We start from the raw sequence: 22,849 nt of genomic DNA, 5'->3' as shown, positions 1-22,849 counted from the left end.
CGGTCAGCGGGGGCCGTAACCCCCGCCGCCCGGTGTCTCGATGACCACCGCGTCCCCGGCGGCCATTACCCGGCGATCCTGGGACAGCAGCGTCTCGACCGTTCCATCGGCCCGCTGCACCCAGGTGCGGCCGGTCTGTCCCGGCTCACCACCGGCCAGACCGAAGGGCGGCACCCGGCGGCGGTTGGCCAGGATGGCGACCGTCATCGGCTCCAGGAAGCGGATGCGGCGGACCACCCCGGCGCCGCCCTGCCAGCGTCCACCGCCGCCCGAGCCGCGGCGGATGCCGAAGCTCTCCAGCAGCACCGGGTAGCGCCACTCCAGCACCTCCGGATCGGTCAGGCGGGAGTTGGTCATGTGGGTGTGCACGGCGTCCGTCCCGTCGAACCCGTCGCCGGCCCCCGAACCGCCGCAGATCGTCTCGTAATACTGGTGCCGCTCGTTGCCGAAGGTCAGGTTGTTCATGGTCCCCTGGGCGGAGGCGAGAACGCCCAGCGCGCCATACAGCGCGTCGGTCACGCACTGGCTGGTCTCCACATTGCCGGCCACCACCGCCGCCGGGTAGCGGGGGGCGAGCATGGAGCCCTCCGGGATCAAGATCTCGATCGGCTTCAGGCAGCCCTCGTTCATCGGGATCTCGTCGTCCACCAGCGTGCGGAAGACGTACAGAACCGCCGCCCGGCACACCGCCGACGGCGCGTTGAAGTTGCTGGCGAGCTGCGCGCTGGTGCCGGTGAAATCGACCCTGGCCGATCGGGACTTGCGGTCGATGGTGATGGCGACCTTGACCATCGCGCCGCTGTCCAGCTCCACCGTGAAGGCGCCGTCCGTCAGCACGCCGATGGCGCGGCGCACCTGCTCTTCCGCGTTGTCCTGTACGTGGCGCATGTACGCGCGTACGGTCTCCAGCCCGAAATGCCCGACCATCTTGCGGAGGTCCTGGACCCCCTTCTCGTTGGCGGCGAGCTGGGCGCGCAGGTCGCCGAGATTCTGGTCGATGTTGCGGGCGGGGTGGGGGCCGGCGCGCAGGCGCGCGACGACCTGGGCCTCCTGGAATCGGCCGCCGGCCACCGCCAGGAGATTGTCGAACAGGGCGCCCTCCTCCTCGATGCTCGTGCTGTCCGGCGGCATCGAGCCGGGGGTGGTGCCGCCGACGTCGGCGTGATGGCAGCGCGAGGCGACGTAGAACAGCACCTCCCGCCCCTCCGGGTCGAAGACCGGGCTGACCGTGGTGATGTCGGGCAGGTGGGTGCCGCCGTTGTAGGGGTCGTTCAGCATGTACACGTCGCCGGGCACCATGGTGCCGCGGCGGCGTTCGATCACCGTGCGGACGCTCTGCCCCATCGACCCCAGATGCACCGGCATGTGCGGGGCGTTGGCGATCAGCCCGCCGTCGCCGTCGAACACGGCGCAGGAAAAGTCCAGCCGTTCCTTGATGTTGACCGAATAGGCGGTGTTCTGGAGCACCGCCCCCATCTGCTCCGACACCGACATGAACAGGTTGTTGAACACCTCCAGCAGGATCGGGTCGGCGTCGGTGCCCACCGCCACGCGGGCGGGCAGGGGCACGGCGCGGGTCAGCACCAGCTCGCCGCCGGGCCGCATCTCCGCCCGCCAGCCGGGCTCCACGACGGTGGTGCCGACGGCCTCGCGGATGATCGCGGGGCCGAGGACGCGGTCGCCGGCGGTCATGGCGTCGCGGTCGAACACGCGGGTCTCCCGCGGCCGGCCGTCCATGTGGGCGGTGACGGTGCCGAGCGGGGCCAGCGTGTCGACCCGCGTGCCGGGCACGAGGATCCGCTCGCTCCCGCCGGCGTCCGCCGCTCCCACAGCCTCGGCCGTGACCGCCTCGACCACCAGCGTCTTGCCCGGTGCGACGAAGCCGAAGCGTCGCTGGTGGGCCTCCTCGAAGCGCGCGACGATCTCCGGGAGCGGCCCGTCCTCCACCTCCAGCGCCGTGTCCGTGCCCTCGTATTTCAGCTGCAGGCGGCGCAGCACCCGGATGCGGCCGGGGGGCACGCCCTGGCCGGCCACCTCGCGCACCGCCTCCGCCGCAGCCTCGTCCAGGCGGGCGCCGATGGCCGGCAGCGCTTCGGCCGACAGCACCCCCTCCACCGCGCGTTCCCGCATCGCCACGATGTCGGCGAGCCCGATGCCGTAGGCCGACAGCACGCCCGCGAACGGGTGCAGCAGCACGGTGCCGATGCCCAGCGCGTCGGCGACCAGACAGGCGTGCTGCCCGCCAGCCCCGCCGAAGCAGTTGAGCGCGTAGCGCGTGATGTCGTAGCCGCGCTGGACGGAGATGGTCTTGATCGCGTTCGCCATGGTGGCGACGGCGATGGTGACGAAGCCCTCGGCCAGCTCGACCGGTGTCATCCGCCGGCCGGTGGCCGCCGACACCTCGGCGGCGAGCGCTTCGAAGCGGGTGGCGACGATGTCGGCGTCGAGCGGCTGGTCGGTGTCGGGTCCGAAGACGCGCGGGAAGAAGTCGGGGTGCAGCTTGCCGAGCATGACGTTGCAGTCGGTCACCGTCAGCGGGCCGCCGCGGCGGTAGCAGGCCGGGCCGGGGTTGGCTCCGGCGCTCTCCGGCCCGACGCGCAGGCGGGTGCCGTCGAAGCGGCAGATCGAGCCGCCGCCGGCGGCCACCGTGTGGATGTGCATCATCGGCACGCGCATGCGAACGCCGGCCACCAGCGTCTCGAACGCGCGCTCGTACTGGCCGGCGTAGTGCGACACGTCGGTGGAGGTGCCGCCCATGTCGAAGCCGACCATGCGCTCGAAGCCGGCCGCGACGGCGCTGCGCACCGCGCCGACGATGCCGCCGGCCGGTCCCGACAGGATCGCGTCCTTGCCCTGGAACAGGCGCGCGTCGGTCAGCCCCCCGTTCGACTGCATGAACATCAGCCGCACGCCGTCCAGCTCGGACGCCACGCGGTCGACATAGCGCCGCAGGATCGGCGACAGGTAGGCGTCGACCACCGTGGTGTCGCCGCGCCCGACGATCTTCATCAGCGGGCTCACCTCGTGGCTCGGCGAGACCTGGGTGAAGCCGATCCGGCGGGCGATGCCGGCCACCAGCCGTTCATGGGCGGTGTGGCGGTAGCCGTGCATGAAGACGATGGCGGCGGAGCGGATGCCGGCGTCGAAGACGCTCCGCAGGTCGCGCTCCACCGCATCCGGGTCGGGGACCGCGAGCACCCGGCCGTCGGCGGTCACCCGCTCCCGCACCTCCACCACGCGGTCGTAGAGCTGTTCCGGCAGAACGATGCGCCGTGTGAACAGGTGGGGGCGGGCCTGGTAGCCGATGCGGAGCTGGTCGGCGAAGCCTTCGGTGATGACCAGCGCGGTCGGTTCGCCCTTGCGCTCCAGCAGCGCGTTGGTGGCGACGGTCGTGCCCATCTTCACCGCCTCGATCCGCTCGGCCGGGATCGGCGCGCCGGCAGGCACGCCCAACAGGTCGCGGATGCCCTGGAGTGCGGCGTCGGGGTAGCGGCCGGGATTCTCCGACAGGAGCTTGTGGGTCACCAGCCGGCCGTCGGGCCGCCGGGCGACGATGTCGGTGAAGGTCCCGCCCCGGTCGATCCAGAACTGCCAGCGGGCGGCGGGAAGGGTGGTGTCCACGGAAGGTCTCCTTGGGGGAAAGGCGTCTCGGGGGATCGCGGGCGGGCCGGTCAGCGGCCCAGCATCTGCTGGGGCAGGGCGGTGACGATGCCGGGGACCATCACGACCAGGATCGTCATGAGCATCAGCACCCCGAAGAAGGGCAGGGCGGCCCGACTGATGTAGAGGATGTTGCGGCCGGTCAGACCCTGGATGACGAACAGGTTGAAGCCGACCGGGGGAGTGATCTGCGCCATCTCCACCACCAGCACGATGAAGATGCCGAACCACAGCAGGTCGATGCCGGCGGCCTTCACGGCGGGCAGGACGATGGAGGTGGTCAGCACCACCATGGAAATCCCGTCGAGGAAGCAGCCCAGCAGGATGAAGAAGGCGGTCAGGACGGCCAGCAGGGCCAGCGGCGACAGCCGCATGGCGCTGATCCATTCGGCCAGCGCCGCCGGAATGCCGGTGAAGCCCATGGCGATGGTGAGGAAGGAGGCGCCGGCCAGGATGAAGGCGATCATGCAGGAGGTGCGGGTCGCTCCCATCAGACTGTCGAGGAAGGTCGCCGGGGTCAGCGAGCCGGAGACGGCGGCCAGCACCAGCGATCCCAGCACGCCGACCGCCGCCGCCTCGGTCGCCGTGGCGATGCCGGCGTAGATCGAGCCGATCACCGCCGCGATCAGCAGCACGACCGGGATCAGCAGCCGGCCGCGCCACAGCTTTTCGGCCAGGGACAGCCGCTCGCCGTCGGCCGGCACCTTGGAGCGGTTCGCCAGGGACCACAGCACGATGTAGCCCGAGAACAGCAGCATCAGGATCACGCCCGGCAGGATGCCGGCGATGAACAGCCGGGCGATCGACACCTCCGCCGCGACGCCGTAGACGATCATGATGATCGACGGCGGGATCAGCAGGCCGAGCGTGCCGGCCCCGGCCAGCGAGCCGATCGCCATCCGCTCCTCATAACCGCGCTGGCGCAGTTCGGGCAGCGAGATGCGGCCGATGGTGGCCGCGGTGGCGGCGGAGGAGCCGCTGACCGCGGCGAAGATGCCGCAGCCGATCACGTTGGAGTGGAGCAGCCGGCCGGGCACCCGCTGCAGCCAGGGCGACAGGCCGGTGAACATGTCCTGCGACAGCCGGGTGCGGTAGAGGATCTCCCCCATCCAGATGAACAGCGGCAGTGCTGTGAGCGTCCAGCTCGCGCTGGCGCTCCAGGTGGTGCTGGCCATGATCGTTCCGGCCGGCGCGTCGGTGAAGACGATCATGGCGAACAGCGCCACGGTGAAGAGCGACAGCGCCACCCACAGCCCCGTTCCCAGCAGGAACAGAAGCACCGACATCAGCAGGGCGGCGATCCAGAGCATATCCATGGCGGCAAGTCCCGAAGCAGGAAGGGTGTGGTGGGGTGGGGAGGCTGTCCGGTCACTCGGTGCGGGCGGCGTCGAGCGTGGTCTGCACGGCCCCGCCACGCAGCACCCGGACCAGCTCCCCGGCCATGGCCAGCGCGATCAGCACCGCCCCGGCGGCCATGCCGCTCTGTGGAACCCAGAGGGGCAGGGCGAGCCGGCCGACCGAACGTTCGTCGTAGAGGAAGGAACCCCAGACGAAATCGACCGTGTAGACGGCGAACACGGCCGTCACGACGCTGCCGACCGCCAGGCACCACAGCTCGGCACCGCGTCGGCCACCGGGCCGCAGCCGATCAATGATCAGCGAGACGCGGATGTGGTCGCCGCGCCGGAAGGTGTGGGCCAGCGCCAGGAAGCTGGACGACGCCATGCACCAGGCGGCGATCTCGTCGCCGTCGGTCACCACGAAACCGAACAGACGCCCGCCGATCTGGGCCAGGATGACGATCGCGATCATGGTCAGGAAGAAGGCGGCGGCGTAGCCGGCAACGGTGTACAGGCGGTCGAGCTGGCGCATGGCGCGTCTCCGCATCGGGAAAGACTGTCGGTGGGGACGGGGGTCAGTTCTTCTGCAAGGCCTCGATCACCTTGGCGCCGTCGCCGCCGACCCGGGCCAGCCATTCGGTGCGCATGGTGGAACCGATGGTCGCCAGCTCCTTGGCGAACACCGGCCCCGGCTGGTGGATCTGCATGCCATGCTTGCGCAGGGTGTTGATCAGCTCGTCGTTGACGGCGCGGGCGGTGGCCCAGCCACGGGCCTCGGCGTCGGCGGCCGCCTTCAGGACCGCCGCCTGCGCGTCGGCCGGCAGCCGGGCGAAGGCGCGCTCGTTCACGAACACCACGCTCTTCGGCAGGAAGGCGCGGACGTCGTAATAGTGTTTCACGAAGTCCCAGGCCTGGGCGTCCACGCCGGTGGCGGGGGAGGTGATCATCGCCTGGATGATGCCGGTGGAGAAGGCCTGCGGCACCTCGGCCACCTGGACGGTGGCGGGAATGGCGCCCAGCAGCTCGGCAAGCCGGCTGGTGGTGCTGTTGAAGGCGCGGAACCGCACGCCCTTGAAATCGGCGGCGCCGTTGACCGGTGTCTTGGAATAGATCGACTGCCCCGGCCAGGGAACCGAGAACAGCAGCCGCAGGCCGCTGCGCTTCAACCGTTCCTCGACGAACGGCTTGGTGGCGGTGTAGAGCTTCGCCGCGTCGTCGAAGCTGCTCGCCAGGAAGGGAACGGCGTCCGCCTCGAACATCGGATCCTCGTTCGACAGGGTGGACAGCAGGATCTCGCCCGCCTGCACCTGCCCGGTCTGTACCGCCCGCTTGATTTCCGGCAGCTTGAACAGCGAGGCGTTGGAGTGGACGCGGATCACCAGCCCGCCGTTGGTCGCCGCCTTCACGTCGTCGGCGAAGGTCCGGATGTTCTGGGTCTGGTAGTTGCCGTCCGGGTAGGGGGTCGGCATTTCCCAACGGTCCTGCGCGGCGGCGGTGCCGGCAAGGCCGAGGGCCAGGACACCGGCCAGGGCAGTCATCCTCATCGTGGTCTCTCCGTCGTTGCTGCGGTGGTGGGGAGCGGTCGGCGCGCGGAAGCCCGGACCCGCCACGGCGTTGGTGGCGGGGTGATCACTCCGGGGCAGGGTCGTCCGGCTGGGCGGTGAAGCCGCGCCGGCTCAGTTGTGGTGGATTCGGTCGGTGATGAGCATGCAGCCCGGAGCGTGCGTGATGCACAGCTCCGGCTTCGCTTCGGCGAGCGCCGCCTGCGGGGTGACGCCGCAGGCCCAGAAGACGGGATACTCGCCCGCTTCGACCGGCACGGGGTCGCCGTAGTCGGGGTTCTGCAGGTCGCCGATCCCAAGCGTTTCGGGCGAGCCGAAATGGACCGGCGAGCCGTGGACGTCCTGCCGGGTGCTGGTGATCTCGATGGCGCGGATGATATCGGGGGCGGTCATCGGCCGCATGGAGACGACCAGCGGCCCGCGGAAGGGACCGACCGGCACCGTCGGCACGCTGGTCCGGTACATGGCGACGTTGCGCCCCATCTCCAGGTGCCGGAGTTTCAGACCGGCGGATCGCAGCACCGTGTCGAAGGTGAAGGAGCAGCCGATGACGAAGGCGACCAGATCATCCCGCCAGAGCGCGGTGATGTCGGTCGGCTCTTCGGCCAGAACCCCGTTCCGCCAGACGCGGTAACGCGGCAGGTCCGTCCTGAGATCGATGTCGGCGCCGAGACCCGGCAGGGACGGATCGCCCGGCGTCGAGATGCCGATGAGCGGGCACGATTTCGGGTTGTGTAGACAATAGCTGTGGAAGTCATCGGCGTAGCGCCGCGGCAGGATCACCAGATTTCCTTGAAGAAATCCCGGGGCGAGACCCGCAGTGTGACTGGAAATCCTGCCCGACCTTATGTCACGGCGGATCCTTTTCACGACTGATTGCGGATCGGGGTGGTCCAATGATGCTTCGCTCATGGCGGATCATCCGATTTGTTACATCCATGAGAAAAGCAGATGGCAATTCGGCCGTCCAATTTTCTTTTTTGATGACAATTGATAAACGGAGCTTATCAGGCCGGGCCGGCGGGCGGCTCCCGCTCCCATGCCGCGGCGGTGGACTGGGCGAGCGCGGCGACCGCGCTCGCCAAAAGGTTGTCCGGCCGGTCCATGATGCTGGCGGTGTAGGAGAGCCGCGGCATGTCCGCGTCGAACTCCGTGCGGACCAGCCGCAGGCGGCCGCTGTGGCGTTCCTCGCGGATCGCCACCTCCGCCACCACGCCCACCCCGATCCCGTCGAGCGTCATGCGGACGATGGAGGACAGCGAGGAGTTGGCGAACACCCGCGGCCCGCGGGTGCTCCCGGTGGCCAGGCGTTCCATCAGCTCAAGATAGGGGCGGGTGACGCGGGAATAGGTGATGATCGGATGGGCCAGCAGCTCCGCCGCCGTCACCACCCGGTCGGGAAGGTCCAGCGCCGGGCTGGCGAAGCAGCGCAGCGGGTAGTCGCAGATCGGCAGGTTCTTGATGCGCGGGGCGCTGACCGGACCCAGCAGCAGCGCCACGTCCACCTCGCCGGAGACGAGCTGGTCGCGCAGCACGCCGGAGACGTCGACCTCGATCTCGATCGTGACCTTGGGGTAGATCGCGTGGATCTTCTTGAGAAGGTCGGAGAGCCAGGTGTGGACGATGGTCTCCGACACGCCGAGCCGCACCGTGCCGCGCACGCCGCTCGCCGGCCCCAGCGCCATCACCATCTCGGAATGGAGCTTCAGCATCCGCTCCGCATAGCCCAGCAGCTCGATCCCCTTGGCGGTCAGCACCGCGCCGGCCTTGCTGCGGTCCAGCAGCCGGCAGTCCAGCGCCTCCTCAAGCTGCGCGATGCGCGCGGACACCGCCGGCTGCGTCATGTGCAGCTTTTCCGCCGCGCGGCGGAAGCCGCTGAGGGTCGCCACCCAGTAGAAGACCTCCAGACTGCGCAGATCCAGCATCGGCCCCCCTTGCCGCCTTCCTTCCACCAGGATGCGCCGCGGGTGGCCGCGATGCCACCGGTTTCGGTCGGGAGCCGTGACGCTTCGCGGTCGCCCGGATCATCGTCGCCCGGATCATCGCGGCCGAACCGGTCGCCGGACATCCGGTGGAGGCGGTGATCCCGGTGCCGCCGGGTCCGGAAGGCTGGACGCTGAGCTGCGGCGGTGACATCGACATTGCGGGGTTCACCGATCTGGCGGCCTTCTTCGGGGGTGATCCGAACCGGCTGGCGACGCTGCTGGCGCCGCTCGGCACGCTGCGGACCTTCGCGCTGACCAACCTGTTCTTTCGCTTCCACCCGCCGCCCGCCGGATCGATCGACGAGATGACGGTCGGCCTGAAGGTCGCGGAATGGACGATCCCGGCCCTCCCGTGGTTCACGGTCGACACGATCCATCTCGAAGCGACGGTGACGAACCCCCTGGCGCCGGGTGCCTGTGGCGGCACGGTGCGCTCGCGCGCGCTGCTGTCCATCGTCGACCGCGCGTGGCTGACCCTGGAGGGACGCTGCGGCGGCGCCGACGGCATGCTGGAGATGGCGACGGTCACCGGTTGCGTCGATCTCGTGTCCATCGCCGACCTGTCGCAGATCGTGACGCCGCAACAGGTGGACGCCAACATTCCTCCCGAGCTGCCGATCGACGGGGAGTTCAGCGTCGGCCAGCTCGCCTTCGCCTACCAGACCGCGCAGGGCTACCTGCCGCGGCTCCTGCTCTCGCTGGAAACCACGGTGCCCTGGACCATCGTTGCGGATCTGCTGGTCCTCGACGGATTCTCGCTCGAACTGGAGTTCCACACGCCAGGGCCGGGGCAGCCCACCGACAGCACCGGCGCCGTGGTGGCGCCGATCCTGCTCGCCGGCGTTCCGCTGCTGCTGCGCGCCGACAAGCCGGCGATCGGCGATTCCTGGACCTTCCGCGGCTTCCTTCCGTTCCTCGACATCGATTTCGCGGATCTGGTCGCGCAGTTCCTGGGTGCCGACACGGTGCTGCCGGCGGGGTACGGGTTCCCGACCGCGCTGACGATCCGCGAGCTGTCGGCCACGCTGGTGCCGTCGCGGGCCTCCTTCCGGCTCACCGGCGAGGCCTTCACCGATTGGATCATCCCCTTCGGCCGGGCGGACTTCCTGATCACCGGGCTGCAGGGCGACCTCGACATTCCCGGCGGTGCCGCCCCGTCCGTCGGCTGGATCGGCGGCACCTTCCGGTTCGAGCCGATGACCGGTGCGGCCACGCTGCGGATGGGCGGCAGCGGCACCCCGATGGTGGTGGCGGTGGACGTTGCGAACGCTCTCGACATCACGCCGCGCAGCCAGGTCGACCGGATCTGCGGCAAGGGAAGCTGGGAGACCGTGCCGGCCCCGGCGGACTTCACCGACCCGTCCTTCTACCGGGCGGGCGTGTTGCTCGACCTGACCGACGACAGCTATCTGGTGCATGGGGTGTACCGGCCGGCCGGCCGCAGTCTGTACGGCGCTGTCGTGCTTCTGGTCGGCCGCCGGGCCGACGGAACCTGGGGCTTCGCCCTGTCGGCCGCGCTCGCCGACTGGACCTTCGCGCCGATCTCGGCGCCGCCGGCGGTGGTGGACACGGTTCTCGGCGTGCGGAAGGCGGGGGCGGCGGTGTCGCTGTCGTCGCTCGACGGCGATGCGGGGCCGCGGATCGCGCCCTACATCCCGGCGCTTGGCCAGGGCACCACGGTCGCTCGCGGGCTCAACCTGTTCGCGATCCTGGATTTCTCGACGGGCCTGCTGCCGCAGGTGGCGTCTCTGCTGGGCATCACCACGCAGGGGCCGTTCACCGTCCGGGGCCATATCCCCGCCGATTCGGCGGCGTCACGGTTCGAGGCGTCGCTGGGCAACCTGACGCTGCTGGGCGTTCTGTCCTTCGACAGCCTGACGCTGACCTACGAGGTGGCGGACTCCGGCGTGCTCACGCTGACCGGGGTGGTCGGCCTGACGCTGCCCACGCCGGCCGGTGGGGCGAGGCTGGACTTCGCCGGTTCCATGACGGTGAACAACGTCGCTGCCCGCTTCCGCGCGGCCCCGTCCACGGAGTCCGTCGTCGATCCGCTCGGCATTCCCGGCGTCGTGATGTCCGGCCTTTCAATCGGGCTCGACTATGTCTTCGCCACCGTCACGCCGCAGGCGTGTCCGGTGCCGGCCATCTGGCGTATGCGGCTCGACGGAACGGTGGCTTTTCCCGGCGATGTCGCGCTGGCGGGCAAGGTGCTGTTCGAGAAGGGCTCCCCGATCCTGAGCGCGGTCGAGATCACCGAACCGCTGTCTGTGGACGCGCTGTTCCAGCAGATGGTCGGCTCGGCCTGGCCGGCCGGCCTGCTCGACGTCGTGTTTCGGACGGGGGCGATCTGGTACGCACCGGCGGCCGTCACCGTCGACGACACCCCCTACGCCAAGGGCTTCAACGCGCGTGCCCTGACCAGCGTCTACACGCTGGTCGATATCCTGCTGTCGGCCAGCTTCACCGAGGCCTCGGCCGACGGGTCGGGCGGCATGGTGGCCTCGGCGCAGGCGCGGACGCCCATCGACTGGGGATTCGTGTCCTTCCACGACCCGTCCGACCCGGCGCTGGGGCCTGTGGTGGCGATCGACAGCGGGCGCGACCCGTTCCAGGTGCGCTGCGGCATCGCGTTGTTCGGCTCCCCCGCGGCGGACTGCGTGCTCACGGTCACCGACAGCACCATGGCCGGCACCCTGACGGTGCCGGGCAGCATGGGGCCGTTCGGAAATCCGACCATGGGCTTCACCTGGGACAACCGCAATGGGTTCCAGGTTGCCGACTGGTCGCTGTCGGGGCTGGAGCTTCCGGACTTCAGCTTCGACGCCATCCACGGATCGGGGAACTGCCGGCAGACCGTCATCGACCATCTGCCCATCGACAGCCGGTTCAACCTGGACACATCGCTGGTCGTCACATTGCGGAACGGCGTTCCATCCTTGACGATCGTTCTGAACGGCACCTTCGATCGGGTGGTCCGAAGCGCCGCCTATCCGCGAACGCTGCTGACCGCCCATGTGGTGGACACGGAACTGGTGGTGCCATTCCCCGGCACCGGCCGCTTCACCTGGGACGATCTGGCGGACAGCTTCATCCTGTGCCTGCAGGACGCGGCCGACAGCATCTTCCGCAACCTGCTGGAGGATCCCGCCAATCTCGCCAAGCTGCTGGCCGTAGAGGCCATCACCTTCGCGACGGGGGAGGTCGCCGCCTATCTGATCTGCCGCGACATCCCGGCGGCGACGGCGGAGAGCTTCGCGGCCGCGACCCCGGCCACGCCCGGCGCGCCGCGTCTGTCCTGGTCCGACGGGCTGTCGGCATCGTGGGACCCGGTGGCCGCGGCCGACCATTACGTCGTCGCCTACGGCACCAGCGCCGCGACGCCGGTCCAGCTCGGATCGGTCCAGGCCACGACCGCGGCGATACCGGGCGGGGCCGGCCCGACCTGCTGGGTGCGGCTGGTGTCGACCGGTCCCGGCGGGGTCTCCGCCGCGGGGCCGGAGGCGTCCATCCGCACCGACGATGTGCCCACCGGCATCGTCTGTGGCTTCGCCGATCCCGTGCTTTCCGTCCGCTGGGACCCGGTGGCGGGGGCGAGTCGCGTGGTGTCGGTGTCGCAGGGCGGTCAGCCCGTTCCCGCGAGCGTCCGGATGACCACGGCCAACGGCTGCGAGATCACCGCGGACCGGTTCGAAACCGGCGGCACCTTCACGATCACCGTCACCTCGGTCACACCGTCGATGGGCAACCGGTCGTCCAGCGTGGACACGACCATCGGCGTGCTTCAATCGGTAGGCGACGCCTATCTGTGCTACGGCCCCGGGGCCGTGTTCGTGGACTGGAACCCGGTTGCGGGAGCGACGGGCTATGTCGTCCAGACGGTGGACGCGGACAACGCGCCGCTGTCGCCGCAGCCGTCCGTCGTGTTCGGTCCCAACCCCACCTCCGCAGCCCTGACCGGCGGGACCCTTGCCAGCGGGCTGATCTTCGACCGGGGCAACAACGCGCTGATCGTGGGCTACGGCCCCGTCCCCGGTGCCGAATTCTACAACGTCGATGCCATCGACGAGAGCGGCAGGTCGGTGTCCGGCTTCATCCAGACCGTGACCAGCGAGCCGGCAACGGTCACCGCCCACGGCCTGACCGTCGGAAACCGCTTCGGCATCACGATCAGGGCCTGCGCGACCAAGGCGAACGGGGCGTGGTCCACCCCGGTCGACATCGTGCCGGCCACCGTGGATGCTCCCGACGTCCTGTCGGTCATACTGTACAGCGACCGGGTAACGGTGACGTACACATACGTCGCGAACGCCACCTCCTACACCCTGACCGTCTCACCCACCCAGCCGTCGATCTACGCTCCCCGAACCTACACGAGCGTGGGCAACATCATCGTCATCCCGACGAACTCGCTGACGAGCGGCATGACCTATTCGCTTTCCCTCTACGCCTTCCATGCCGATTCCGCCGGTTGCGTTCCGACGAACACGTGGAATCCCGCGCCGCGGACCGCGGTCTCGCGCAGCCCCGCCAAGCCGCCCGCCGATTTCGTCTGGAATCCGTACCACGTGACCGGCAAATGCCTGACGATCAACAGCTGGCGAGCGCTCATGCAGGTCAGGACAGCGCCGCAGTATGATGTCGGTGGCATCGGCAATTTTTCGATCCAGGTGACGATCCGGGTGGTGCAGTCCGATCCGTACGGCTACGGCCGGCTGATCGACCGCCTCGGCGGGGACCTGTCGGGACGGACGCCGGGCTACCGGCTCTCCATCCTCGAAAACGGAAACCTCGGCTTCGTCATGTCGGACGGCAACGGCACCCTGGTGAGCGCGACGTGGAGCTCGCCGCCCGATCTGCTCGACGGGAACTGGCACGACATCGTCGTCCGGCGGCAGAGAGGCGCCAACGACGCACCGGTGACCATCCAGGTCGATGGACGCTTTCTGTACACGGACGGTCGCTCCTGGCCGTTCGTCGATGTCACCTGCCGGAACGATCTGTGGATCGGGTTCGGATCGGCGGGCGGGCGGGTGTGCGACCTGACGATGATTCGCTTGTGGTCACGCGCGCTCGCCGATACGGAGTTGGGCGCCATGCGGTTCGGGCCGCCCACCGACCGGACGGGTCTGGTCGGGGAATGGACGTTCGAATCCTACTGGACCGACGACACCTCCACCTACCAGAACCCTTACGCCTATCTGCTCAACGACTGCAAGATCGTGGACCGTTAGGGATGCACCGCGCGGCGCATCCTCAAGGGGCCGTCAGGTAGGTCGAGATGCCGGGGAAGGCCACGAGGATGCCGAGCGCGAAGAGCATCGCCAGGACGAAGGGCGTGGCACCGGCGAAGATCGTCCGGATCGACAGGGTGTGGTCGTTGAGGGCCGATTTCACCGTGTAGACGGAGATCCCGAAGGGCGGCGTCAGCAGCCCGATCTCCACCGCCACCACCGTCAGCACGCCGAACCAGACGATGTCGAAGCCGGCCGCCCGCGCCACCGGCAGGGCGATCGGCAGCACGATCAGCATGATCGACACCGAATCGATCAGGCAGCCCAGCATCAGGATCAGCGCGAGATAGCCGAACAGGAACACGTACGGGCCCAGCGCCCCATCGAGGAACACGCCCGACATCGCCGAGGGCAGCCCGGACATCGCCAGCATGCGGCTGAACATGCTGGCGGCCAGCACCAGGAACAGCACGGACACCGCGACGTGCCCCGTCTCCACCAGGATCTGCCAGAAGCGCCCCGGAGTCAGGGTCCGGCGCAGCAGCGCGATCACCAGCGCCCCCAGCGCGCCGACGGCACCGGCTTCGGTCGGGTTGAAGAAGCCCGCATACAGGCCGCCCAGCACCAGCACGATCAGCGAGACGATGGGCATGCCCTTGCGCAGCACCTCGCCCAGTGTCCCGCCATCGTCCGGCCCCACCGCCATGGGCCGGTCCGGATGCTCGAGCACCAGGTGCGGACGCAGATAGGTCATGCCGACGATCAGCACGATGAAGCAGGACGCCACCAGGATGCCCGGCAGGATCCCGGCGATGAACATGCGGCCGACGGATTCCTCGGCGAGCACGCCGTAGACGATCATCAGAAGGGACGGGGGGATCAGCATGCCCAGCACCGAGCTGCCCGCCACCACCCCGACCGAGAAGCGTTGGGTGTAGCCGTGGCGGATCATCTCCGGTACCGCGACCTTGGAGAAGACCGAGGCCGACGCGATCGAGATGCCGGTGATCGAGGCGAACACCGCGTTGGCGAACACGGTGGCGACACCCAGCCCACCCCGCACGCGGCGCAGCAGCCTTTCGAACAGGTCGAAGGTGTCGCGGCCCACCCCGGAGACGGTGACCAGAAGCCCCATCAGGATGAAGAGGGGGACGACGGCGAACAGGTATTCGCGCAGCGAATCGTTGGCGACCGCACCCGTCATGCGCAGCGCCACGTCGGGCCCGCGCAGCGCCGCCACGGCACAGAGCGACGTCATCAGCAGCGACACGCCGATGTGCAGGCCGAAATAGATCAGCAGCAGCAGCGCCGCCACCGACAGAAGACCGATGGTTTCGCCGCTCAAGGGAGCCTCCCGCGGGTCACGGTGCGCAGCGCCTGCACGGCGCCGATCAGATACTGGATGGCGGCCACGCCGGCGCCGAAGACGACCAGCACGCGGAACGGCCAGGTCGGGATGGTGGCGAAGCCTTCGATGCCGATGTACTCGCCGATGTCCAAGTCCTTGGCGATGACGGGGTAGGTGGCCCAGGCGATCAGAGCGCAGGCCGCGCAGCCCAGCAGCGCGAACAGGCCGCCCAATACCGCCGCGACCCGCGGATGACGGCGGCCGAGCGGGTCGATGAAGATGTCGGCCCGCGCCATTCGGTCGTGCCGCACGGTGCTGGCGAGTTGGAGGAAGACGATCACCACCACCGAAAAGGCGGACAGCTCCGCCACCGTCGGGATCGGCTGGTTCAGGAGGTTGCGGCCGAGCACGTCGGCGCAGACGAGCACCATCAGCCCGCCGATCAGAACCGATCCGACGGCACCCAGCCCGTCCACGAAGACGTTCCAGGCGCGCAGGAGGGACCCGGCCGGCGGCACGCCGCTGGCGGTGTGGGGGGACGGTGTCGTCCGTTCGCTCAGTTCGAGGGACATCGCCGGCTCGCTGGTTGGAAGGTGCGGCGCGGGCGGATGGCGTCCACCGACGCCGTCCGCCCGGGGCAACCGTGTCAGAGGTTCTTGTCCCACTCGCGGGCCGGGGTCTGCCCCTGCTTGCGCAGCCCCGCCATGTAGGCTTCCAGGAACTTGCGCGCGGGCAGGCCCTTCGCCTCGTTGGCCTTGACCCACTCCGCCGCGAGGTTGGGGAGCTGGTCGATCCACTTGCGCCGCTCCTCCGGCGGCAGCTCGTAGATCGTCACCGGCGGGTTCTGGGTCTTCCCGGCCTCGACGATGGCCTTCATCGCGGATTCATGCCGCTCCATCAGGTCCTCGCCGTGGGTCTTGGAGTAGACCGCACCCGCCTCCTTCAGCGCGGTCTGCACTTCCTTCGGCAAGCCGGCCCAGCGGTCCTGATTGATAGCGAGGCCGCCGGAGAAGACGACGCCCAGATTGACGCGCGTGACGTAGGGCGCCACCTCGTACAGCTTGGTCGGCAGCACACCGGTGGCGAGCGACAGCACCCCCTCCGACACGCCGGTCTGGATGTCCGTGTAGAAGGTGGTGAGCGCGCCATCGACCGGGGTGGCACCCACCCCGCGCAGCCAGATGCCGGGTGCGCCGGGCGACGAGATCTTCTTGCCCTTCAGATCCTCGATCTTCTTCACCGGGAACTTGGTGAACACATCGTAGGTGTCCGAACCCGTGGCGCCGAGGAAGACGATGTTGTACTTCTCCCATTCCTTGCGGAAGGCGGGGACCGTGTCCATCAGTTCGGTCATGGTGTTGAGCATGGCCGGAACGTTGTCGGTCGAGAAGGGCGTGTAGGTGGTCACCTGGCTCAGCGGCATCTTGGCCGCCTCAAGGTAGCTGAACACCCAGCCGATGTCGGTGATGCCCTGTTCGACCGAGGTCAGGGTGGCGTTGGCCTTGTAAATCTGGCCGCCATACGCCTGCTGCCACTGGATCTTGTACTTGCCGGTGGCCGCCAGCCGCTTGTCCACCTCGGGGATGAACACCTTCGGGATCAGGGCGATCCACGGGATGGTGACGGGGTGGCTCGCCGCCACGGTCAGCTTGATGGTTTCCGGTTCCGCCGCGGCCGGTGTGGCGGCGAACGCCGTCACACTGATGGCCAGAAGCGCGCCCGACACGCTCGTCTTCATGAGTGACCTCCCTCTGTTATGCTCTTGTTGGCTCCGCACCCGCCATCGCCCGCTCGCGGTCGTAGGCTTTCGCCAGCAGCGACGGATCCTGCTTCAACCGGTACTTCTCCACGCGGTGGGACGAGGTGTGCGGCAGCGCGTTCACGAAGACCACGAAGCGCGGGATCTTCATGGTCGCCATCCGCCCGTGGCACCAGTCCAGCACCGCCTGCGCCGAGGGAGGGTCGGCGCGCGGCACCAGCACGGCCATGATCTCCTCCTCGCCCAGCTCGGCCGGCACGCCGATGGTCGCCGCCTCCAGGATGTCCGGGTGCTCGGAGAGGATGCGATCCAGCTCGGCGCCGGAAATGTTCTCGCCGCGCCGGCGGATGATGTCCCGCTTGCGCGCCACGAAGTAATAATATCCGTCCTCGTCGCGGCGGACATAGTCGCCGGTGTGGAACCAGCCGTCGCGCATGGCGGCGCGCGTCTGCTCGGGGTCGTCGAGGTAGCGGAGCGCCATGATCGGCGTCTTGACGAGGAGTTCGCCCATCTCGCCCACCGCTGCGTCCCGCCCGTCCTCATCGATGATGCGCAGCTCGACGAAGGTGCCGTCGAGGCGGGGGTGCCGCGCCGGCCGGCCGATGCTGCCGACCTTGTGCGGGCCGTCGAACGGGTTGTTGCAGGCCCCCGGGATTTCCGACATCCCGTAGCCCTCGATCAGGGTGGGGATGTGGAAGTCCTGCTGGAAGACGCGGATCATCTCGGCGCTGATCGGCCCGCCATAGATCCGGGTGATCCGATGGCGCGGGTCGAACTCGCTGCGCGGCCGGTTGGCCAGGATGTTGCCCAGGGCAGCCAGGATGTTGAACACCGTGGCCCCGGTCTCCGCCGCCAGCGCCCACAGCCGGGAAGCGCTGAAGCGCGGCGCCGTGATCATCGCCGCACCGGCGGCGAGCGCGCCGCCCCAGGAATAGAAGAGCGCGTTGATGTGGAAGAACGGCAGCACCGTGAACAGGCGGTCGTCCGGCTGCAGGTGCATCCGCTCGACGAAGGCCTCGCCCGCCCACACGTGGTTGCGATGGCTGTGCACGACGCCCTTGGGCAGCCCGGTGGTGCCGGAGGTGTAGATCACCACGGCCGGGTCTTCGGGCCGGACGGCGGCGAGTCCGATGGGGCCGTTCGGGCCCGCGTAGTCCTGGATGCGCGCGACGATGCCGTCGACGTCGCGCGCGGTGGCCCCGATCTCGTCGAGCGGGAGCAGCCAGGGCACCTCGTCGAAGGCGCCGGTGATGCGTTCGATCCGCTCCAGGTCGTCGGCCTGGCTGGCGACGACCACAGGCCGGGAATGCTTGAGCAGGTAGGACAGCTCCCCATCGGTGAGGTTGGGGTTCATCGGCACGAGGACGGCGCCCGCCTTGACGGCGGCCAGGAACACCAGCAGGCCGACGTCGCTGTTCAGCGACACCAGCGCCACGCGGTCACCGTGGCGGACGCCGCGCAGGACCAGCGCACGGGCCAGCGTGTCGCTGGCGTCGTCGATGCGGGCGTAGCTCCAGATCCGCCCCTCGAACAGCAGCACCGGGCGATCCGGCCCGACCGAACGGCGCGAGGCCAGCAGCGACGGGATCGTGTCCTCGTGGGGCGGGTAGAGGTCGAGAACCTCACGGGGCTTGAGATCGGCGGCCATGAATGCATCCCTGCGAAGATGTCGTCGCTGGAAGAGAACCGGATGGGGGTCACTCCGGCGGTTGCGCCTCGTGCTCGGTGCGCAGCCAGAGTTCCCGTGCCAGGGGCGAGCGGATCTCCTCCAGCAGATGGGCGACCAGCCCGATCGTCCGGGCGATCAGCCCGATGCCGCGGCACACCCGCCAGTCCATGCCGAGCTCGCTGGCGATCGCGCCGATGGCGCCGGAGACGTTGATCGGCAGATGGCGGTCCAGCGACCGCTCGGCTTCCGCCGCGACGGCCTCAAGAAGCTGCACGTGCCGGCCGCGGAAGCCGTTCTCCGCGGCGATGGACAGCAGCCGCCCGGTGCGCGGATCCACCTGCTTGTGGATGGGGTGGCCAAGGCCGGGGATGATCCGCTTCTCGGCCTTGAAGCGTGCCACGATCTCCCGCGCCAGGGCCGGGATCTGATCCTCCGTCGCGTCCGCCGCCTTCGCCTCCTGAAGCATGCGGGCGGCGCCTTCGATGCTGCCGACGAAGACCGTGCCGAGACCGCTCAGCCCGGCCGCCACCGCCGCCTGCAGCGAGTCCGGTGCGCCCAGGTAGGTCAGCCGGGCCGCGAGCACGCTGGGCGTCAGCCCATGCTCGACGAGCGAGACCACCAGCGCGTTGAAGACGGCGTTCTCCTCCGGCGTGGGCAGGCGGCCCCAGATCTCCAGGAAGGCCATCTGGCCCAGATCGACCTTGCCGATGATGTCGGTCGTCAGGTCGAGGCCGTGAATGCGGATGCTGTCCGCATCGCTGCGGCAGATCGCACTGCGCATCGCAACTCTCCCTATGGGTTTGGCGCGGCGGCGGCCGGGGCCGCCGTCGGGGTCACGCGGGCAGGGCGGCTTCACGAACCGGGCAGAGCACGAAGTCGTACTCGGCGGTGTGGAAGGGGACGTCCATCACCTCGCCGGTCGGCGCGGGTCCGGGCTCGTGCCGTTTGAAGTCGATCACCAGCGAGTCCTTCACGCCGAACACCGCGTCGGAGTCGAGGTACGGGTCGCCGGCGACGAAGAGCTGGGTGGTCACGGGCTGGAAGCCGGGTGCGGACACGATCATGTGGATGTGCCCGGGCCGGAAGGGGTGCCGCCCCATTCGGTTCAGCATCGCGCCGACCGGACCGTCGACCGGAACCGGGTATGAGGCCGGCCGGATCGACCGGAACCAGTAGCGCCCCTCGGCGTCGGTGCGCAGCTTGCCGCGCGCCAGCATCTCCGTCTGGCCGGGAAGCTGCATGTCGTAGTTGCCCTCGCCGTCGCCCGACCAGACGTCGAGCAGGGCACCCGCCACCGGCGTGCCGTCGAGCGTGACCACGCGGCCCGAATAGAAGGCCGGCTCGCCCTTCACCCCCTCGGCCAGGTTGGCGCCGAGCGGCCGTTCCGGCGCGCCTTCCCAGTAGTAGGGACCTTGCACCGCCGACTCCAGGGCGCCGGCCGGCTTGCGGTTGTTGACGGCGTCCACCAGCATCGACACGCCCAGCGTGTCCGACAGCAGGATGAATTCCTGCCGCTTGTCGGTGCAGGTCTGGCCGGTCGCCGTGAGGAACTGGATGCCGGCCATCCACTCCGCCTCGGTCAGCTCGACCTCGCGGACGAAATCGTGCATGTGGCGGACCAGCGACGTCATGATGGTCCTGAAGCGGTCGTCACCGCATTCGGCGAAGCGCGCCAGCACCGCGTCGGTGATGCTGGTCTCGGTGAACTGAGACATTGGTCCTCCCCTCCGGATGCCACCGCCGGGCGGTGATCGTTCTGCGGAGCGGCGCCCGGCGGAAGCCGCCGACACCGTCCGTTCCGTGGACTGCTTGAAACTCTATTGTTTCCTGCACGAATGGAGAAATGATAGATGCCCATCATCACCATCGACCGCATCGATCGTTCGGAGCGGCTGGGCCAGGGGACGGGCATGGAACTGCGGCACCTCCGCTACTTCGCGGCACTCGCCGAGCGGCTGAACTTCACCCACGCGGCGGAGAAGGTGCACGTCACCCAGTCCACCCTCTCGCACCAGATCAAGCAGCTGGAGGACGAGGTCGGCCAGAGGCTGTTCGACCGCGTCGGCAAGCGGGTGGCGATGACCGAGGCGGGCGAGCTGCTGCTGCCCAGCGTCACCAAGGCGCTGCGCGAGATCGACGACGGCATCCGCACGCTGAAGGGCTCGGCACGGCCGCTCGCCGGTACCGTCCGCATCGGCGCCACCCACACCTTCAACATCGGGCTGATCCCGACCTGCCTCGCCACCTTCCTGACCAACAACCCGTCGGTCCGGGTGATCGTGGAGGAGCTGCCGGCGGCGGCCATCGAGGAGGGACTGCGCTCCGGCGATCTCGACATCGGCATCGCCTACCGGCCGGCGGAGCTGCACGATCTGTGGTTCGAGCCGCTGTACAACGAGGAGATGGTGCTGGCCGTCGGCGCCATGCACCCGTTCGCCCCGCGCAAGCGGATCCGCATGATCGACCTGCACCGCCAGAACCTCGTCATGCTCCCGCGGGAGTTCACCACGCGGGGCATGCTCGAAAGCTGTTTCCAGTCGGTCGGCGCCGAGCCGGTGGTGCTGGCGGAGACGAACACCGTCGCCGCCATGCTGAGCCTGGTGCGCCGGATGGAGATCGCCGCGATCGTGTCGGAGCAGGCGGTCTCGGACCAGGACAACCTGCGGATCGTCGCGCTGGAGAGCCCGACGCCGATGCGCACCCCCGGCATCCTGTGGAAGCGGGAGGGCGAGCGCCCGGCGGCCGTGCGATCCTTCGCCGTCATCGTCCGCCGCGCCGTGTCGAGCGCCAAGCTGAAGCGCCCCCGCGAATAGGGACGGGTTCGGCGCGCCGGTCCAACCTCGATACAAGTTCGCCCGGCGCTGACAAGGTTCTGCGACAGTCGCCGGCTATCCTCCACCGGCACACGGCTTTGGAGAGGGTGGTCATGTCCAGGTGTGAAGAGCCGCCGCAGCGGATCCGGCTGGCCTTTGTCGCGGCGGAGCAGGAGGGGCTCGCCTTCGCCCATAAGGCGCGGGTGGCGGCCATCATCGCCGTTGCCCTGTGGCTCCTGATGATGGTGCCGTTCCCGCGGGTCACCTGGTATCTCGGCGGGCTGGCGCTGTTCTACCTGTTCGGTGCCATTCCCCACGCGCTGAGGACTCGGCCCGACGCCTTCCTGTGGAAGGCCGGCTTCGCGCTTCTGGATGTGGCGCTGCTCACCACGATGCTGCTGCTGCCCAACCCCTTCGCCGGCGAGGGCTGGCCGGTGCAGATGAAGCTGCGGTTCCCGGACTTCCTCTATTATTTCGTCTATCTTTCCGGCACGGCGCTCAGTGGCTCCGTCCTGCTGGTGGTGTGGGTCGGGGGCGCGTCCGCCCTGGCGTGGAGCACCGGGATGCTGCTCATCCTCGGGCTTCCCGACACCATCACCGACGTGGAGGCGGCCAGGCTGACCGGAGCGGGACAGGACGCGGACAACTGGCTCGCCCTGTTCCTGTCGCCGACCTTCGTCAACCTCGTTGTCTGGTACAATCAGGTGGCACTTCTGCTGATCGTCACCGGGCTGCTGGCGGCCGGCGCGTGGCGGGCGCGCCGCCACCTTGAGCGGCTTGTGGAGGCCGAGGTCGACCGCACCCTGCTCACCCGCTATTTCTCCCCCGGCGTGGCGGAGCGGCTGGCCCTGGAGCCGGGCGAGCCCGGTCCGGTGCGGCGGGTGGACGCCGCGGTCCTCTTCGTGGATCTGGTCGGCTTCACCCGCTACGCCGCCGTCCGCGACGCGACGGAGGTGATGGAGTTCCTGCGCGCCTTCCACGAACGCATGGCCGCCTGTGTCTTCCAGCACGAAGGGTGCCTGGACAAGTATCTGGGCGACGGCCTGATGGCGTCCTTCGGTGCGGTCACCGGCACGGGCCGGGATGCGTCGAACGCGCTCGCCTGCGCCTGCTCCATGGCCGCGGCCATCGAGGACTGGAACCACGATCGTGTGCGCGGCGGTCTGCCCCCGGTGCGGGTCGGGATCGGCGTGCATTGGGGGCCGGTGGTGGTCGGCACACTCGGGCACGGGCGCCGGCTGGAATACACGGTGGTCGGCGACGTGGTGAATGTCGCGAGCCGGCTGGAGCGCTTGACCCGAACCCATGGCGTGACCGCACTGGCCAGCGCCGACCTGATCGAGGCCGCGCGGCGCGACGGCCGTGATCCGCTGGCAGCCTGGTCCGTTGTGGGTGACGTGAACGTGCCCGAGCATGGCGGCGTGATCGGCGTCTGGGCCGTGCACCCGGCCGGTGACGACCGCGGGATGCGGGTCGCCTGAG

The 22,849-nt window shown here is 69.2% G+C and carries 15 protein-coding genes; 3 read left to right on the top strand and 12 right to left on the bottom strand.

The window, feature by feature from the left end:
- Positions 1–3: 3 nt before the first annotated feature.
- From HL658_RS14760 to HL658_RS14735, 6 genes are all read right to left on the bottom strand, one after another.
- Positions 4–3,621, bottom strand: coding sequence for a hydantoinase B/oxoprolinase family protein (locus HL658_RS14760; protein WP_180282849.1), 3,618 nt, complete (start codon positions 3,619–3,621; stop codon positions 4–6).
- 50 nt (positions 3,622–3,671) lie between these two features.
- Entirely contained in the window at positions 3,672–4,976 is a 1,305-nt protein-coding gene (locus HL658_RS14755; protein ID WP_180282848.1) for a TRAP transporter large permease, read from the bottom strand.
- A gap of 52 nt (positions 4,977–5,028) precedes the next feature.
- Complete coding sequence (locus HL658_RS14750) at positions 5,029–5,532, bottom strand: TRAP transporter small permease (RefSeq protein ID WP_180282847.1); 504 nt, start codon at positions 5,530–5,532, stop codon at positions 5,029–5,031.
- A 43-nt stretch (positions 5,533–5,575) separates the two neighbouring features.
- Positions 5,576–6,544 carry a TRAP transporter substrate-binding protein gene (locus tag HL658_RS14745; RefSeq protein ID WP_180282846.1) on the bottom strand — a complete coding sequence of 323 codons (969 nt, stop codon included), beginning with the start codon at positions 6,542–6,544 and terminating at the stop codon, positions 5,576–5,578.
- A 132-nt stretch (positions 6,545–6,676) separates the two neighbouring features.
- The gene (locus tag HL658_RS14740) at positions 6,677–7,474 is read right to left on the bottom strand and encodes a putative hydro-lyase (protein ID WP_180282845.1); all 798 of its coding nucleotides are present in this window, start codon (positions 7,472–7,474) and stop codon (positions 6,677–6,679) included.
- Between the two features lie 95 nt (positions 7,475–7,569).
- Positions 7,570–8,487, bottom strand: a complete 918-nt coding sequence (locus HL658_RS14735) for a LysR family transcriptional regulator (protein WP_180282844.1) — start codon at positions 8,485–8,487, stop codon at positions 7,570–7,572.
- Positions 8,488–8,633: 146 nt separating this feature from the next.
- Here HL658_RS14735 and HL658_RS14730 point away from each other — a divergent pair, with 146 nt between their 5' ends.
- A complete protein-coding gene (locus tag HL658_RS14730; protein ID WP_180282843.1) occupies positions 8,634–13,778 on the top strand; it encodes a LamG domain-containing protein in 5,145 nt (1,714 codons plus the stop codon).
- Between the two features lie 22 nt (positions 13,779–13,800).
- On the opposite strand, the gene HL658_RS14725 is transcribed toward HL658_RS14730, so the two are convergent.
- The 6 genes from HL658_RS14725 to HL658_RS14700 form a co-directional block, all read right to left on the bottom strand.
- Positions 13,801–15,123: a TRAP transporter large permease gene (locus HL658_RS14725; protein WP_180282842.1), complete on the bottom strand. Its 1,323-nt coding sequence runs from the start codon at positions 15,121–15,123 to the stop codon at positions 13,801–13,803.
- Positions 15,120–15,698, bottom strand: coding sequence for a TRAP transporter small permease subunit (locus tag HL658_RS14720; protein ID WP_180282841.1), 579 nt, complete (start codon positions 15,696–15,698; stop codon positions 15,120–15,122). Before HL658_RS14720 ends, HL658_RS14725 begins: the two co-directional genes overlap by 4 nt.
- A gap of 74 nt (positions 15,699–15,772) precedes the next feature.
- Positions 15,773–16,864 carry a C4-dicarboxylate TRAP transporter substrate-binding protein gene (locus HL658_RS14715; RefSeq protein ID WP_180282840.1) on the bottom strand — a complete coding sequence of 364 codons (1,092 nt, stop codon included), beginning with the start codon at positions 16,862–16,864 and terminating at the stop codon, positions 15,773–15,775.
- 16 nt (positions 16,865–16,880) lie between these two features.
- Positions 16,881–18,533, bottom strand: a complete 1,653-nt coding sequence (locus tag HL658_RS14710; protein ID WP_180282839.1) for an AMP-binding protein — start codon at positions 18,531–18,533, stop codon at positions 16,881–16,883.
- Between the two features lie 49 nt (positions 18,534–18,582).
- A complete protein-coding gene (locus HL658_RS14705; protein WP_180282838.1) occupies positions 18,583–19,335 on the bottom strand; it encodes a citryl-CoA lyase in 753 nt (250 codons plus the stop codon).
- A gap of 52 nt (positions 19,336–19,387) precedes the next feature.
- Positions 19,388–20,269, bottom strand: coding sequence for an intradiol ring-cleavage dioxygenase (locus HL658_RS14700; RefSeq protein ID WP_180282837.1), 882 nt, complete (start codon positions 20,267–20,269; stop codon positions 19,388–19,390).
- Between the two features lie 135 nt (positions 20,270–20,404).
- Between HL658_RS14700 and HL658_RS14695 the strand changes: the two genes are divergently transcribed.
- On the top strand, positions 20,405–21,367 hold the full coding sequence (locus tag HL658_RS14695; RefSeq protein WP_211109741.1) for a LysR substrate-binding domain-containing protein: 963 nt from the start codon (positions 20,405–20,407) through the stop codon (positions 21,365–21,367).
- 113 nt (positions 21,368–21,480) lie between these two features.
- The gene (locus HL658_RS14690; RefSeq protein ID WP_180282836.1) at positions 21,481–22,848 is read left to right on the top strand and encodes an adenylate/guanylate cyclase domain-containing protein; all 1,368 of its coding nucleotides are present in this window, start codon (positions 21,481–21,483) and stop codon (positions 22,846–22,848) included.
- The last annotated feature ends 1 nt before the right edge of the window (position 22,849 follow it).

The sequence above is a fragment of the Azospirillum oleiclasticum genome (genome assembly GCF_013423485.1).
GTDB lineage: Bacteria > Pseudomonadota > Alphaproteobacteria > Azospirillales > Azospirillaceae > Azospirillum > Azospirillum oleiclasticum.
Note: the sequence above shows the minus strand (reverse complement) of the source record. Positions and strands in the feature narration are given on the sequence as shown.

Coding starts and splice junctions, on each gene's coding strand:
- HL658_RS14705 (WP_180282838.1), bottom strand. CDS start 19,335: ATGCGCAGTGCGATCTGCCGCAGCGATGCGGACAGCATCCGCATTCAC.
- HL658_RS14715 (WP_180282840.1), bottom strand. CDS start 16,864: ATGAAGACGAGCGTGTCGGGCGCGCTTCTGGCCATCAGTGTGACGGCG.
- HL658_RS14750 (WP_180282847.1), bottom strand. CDS start 5,532: ATGCGCCAGCTCGACCGCCTGTACACCGTTGCCGGCTACGCCGCCGCC.
- HL658_RS14745 (WP_180282846.1), bottom strand. CDS start 6,544: ATGAGGATGACTGCCCTGGCCGGTGTCCTGGCCCTCGGCCTTGCCGGC.
- HL658_RS14700 (WP_180282837.1), bottom strand. CDS start 20,269: ATGTCTCAGTTCACCGAGACCAGCATCACCGACGCGGTGCTGGCGCGC.
- HL658_RS14755 (WP_180282848.1), bottom strand. CDS start 4,976: ATGGATATGCTCTGGATCGCCGCCCTGCTGATGTCGGTGCTTCTGTTC.
- HL658_RS14720 (WP_180282841.1), bottom strand. CDS start 15,698: ATGTCCCTCGAACTGAGCGAACGGACGACACCGTCCCCCCACACCGCC.
- HL658_RS14740 (WP_180282845.1), bottom strand. CDS start 7,474: ATGAGCGAAGCATCATTGGACCACCCCGATCCGCAATCAGTCGTGAAA.
- HL658_RS14710 (WP_180282839.1), bottom strand. CDS start 18,533: ATGGCCGCCGATCTCAAGCCCCGTGAGGTTCTCGACCTCTACCCGCCC.
- HL658_RS14690 (WP_180282836.1), top strand. CDS start 21,481: ATGTCCAGGTGTGAAGAGCCGCCGCAGCGGATCCGGCTGGCCTTTGTC.
- HL658_RS14735 (WP_180282844.1), bottom strand. CDS start 8,487: ATGCTGGATCTGCGCAGTCTGGAGGTCTTCTACTGGGTGGCGACCCTC.
- HL658_RS14695 (WP_211109741.1), top strand. CDS start 20,405: ATGCCCATCATCACCATCGACCGCATCGATCGTTCGGAGCGGCTGGGC.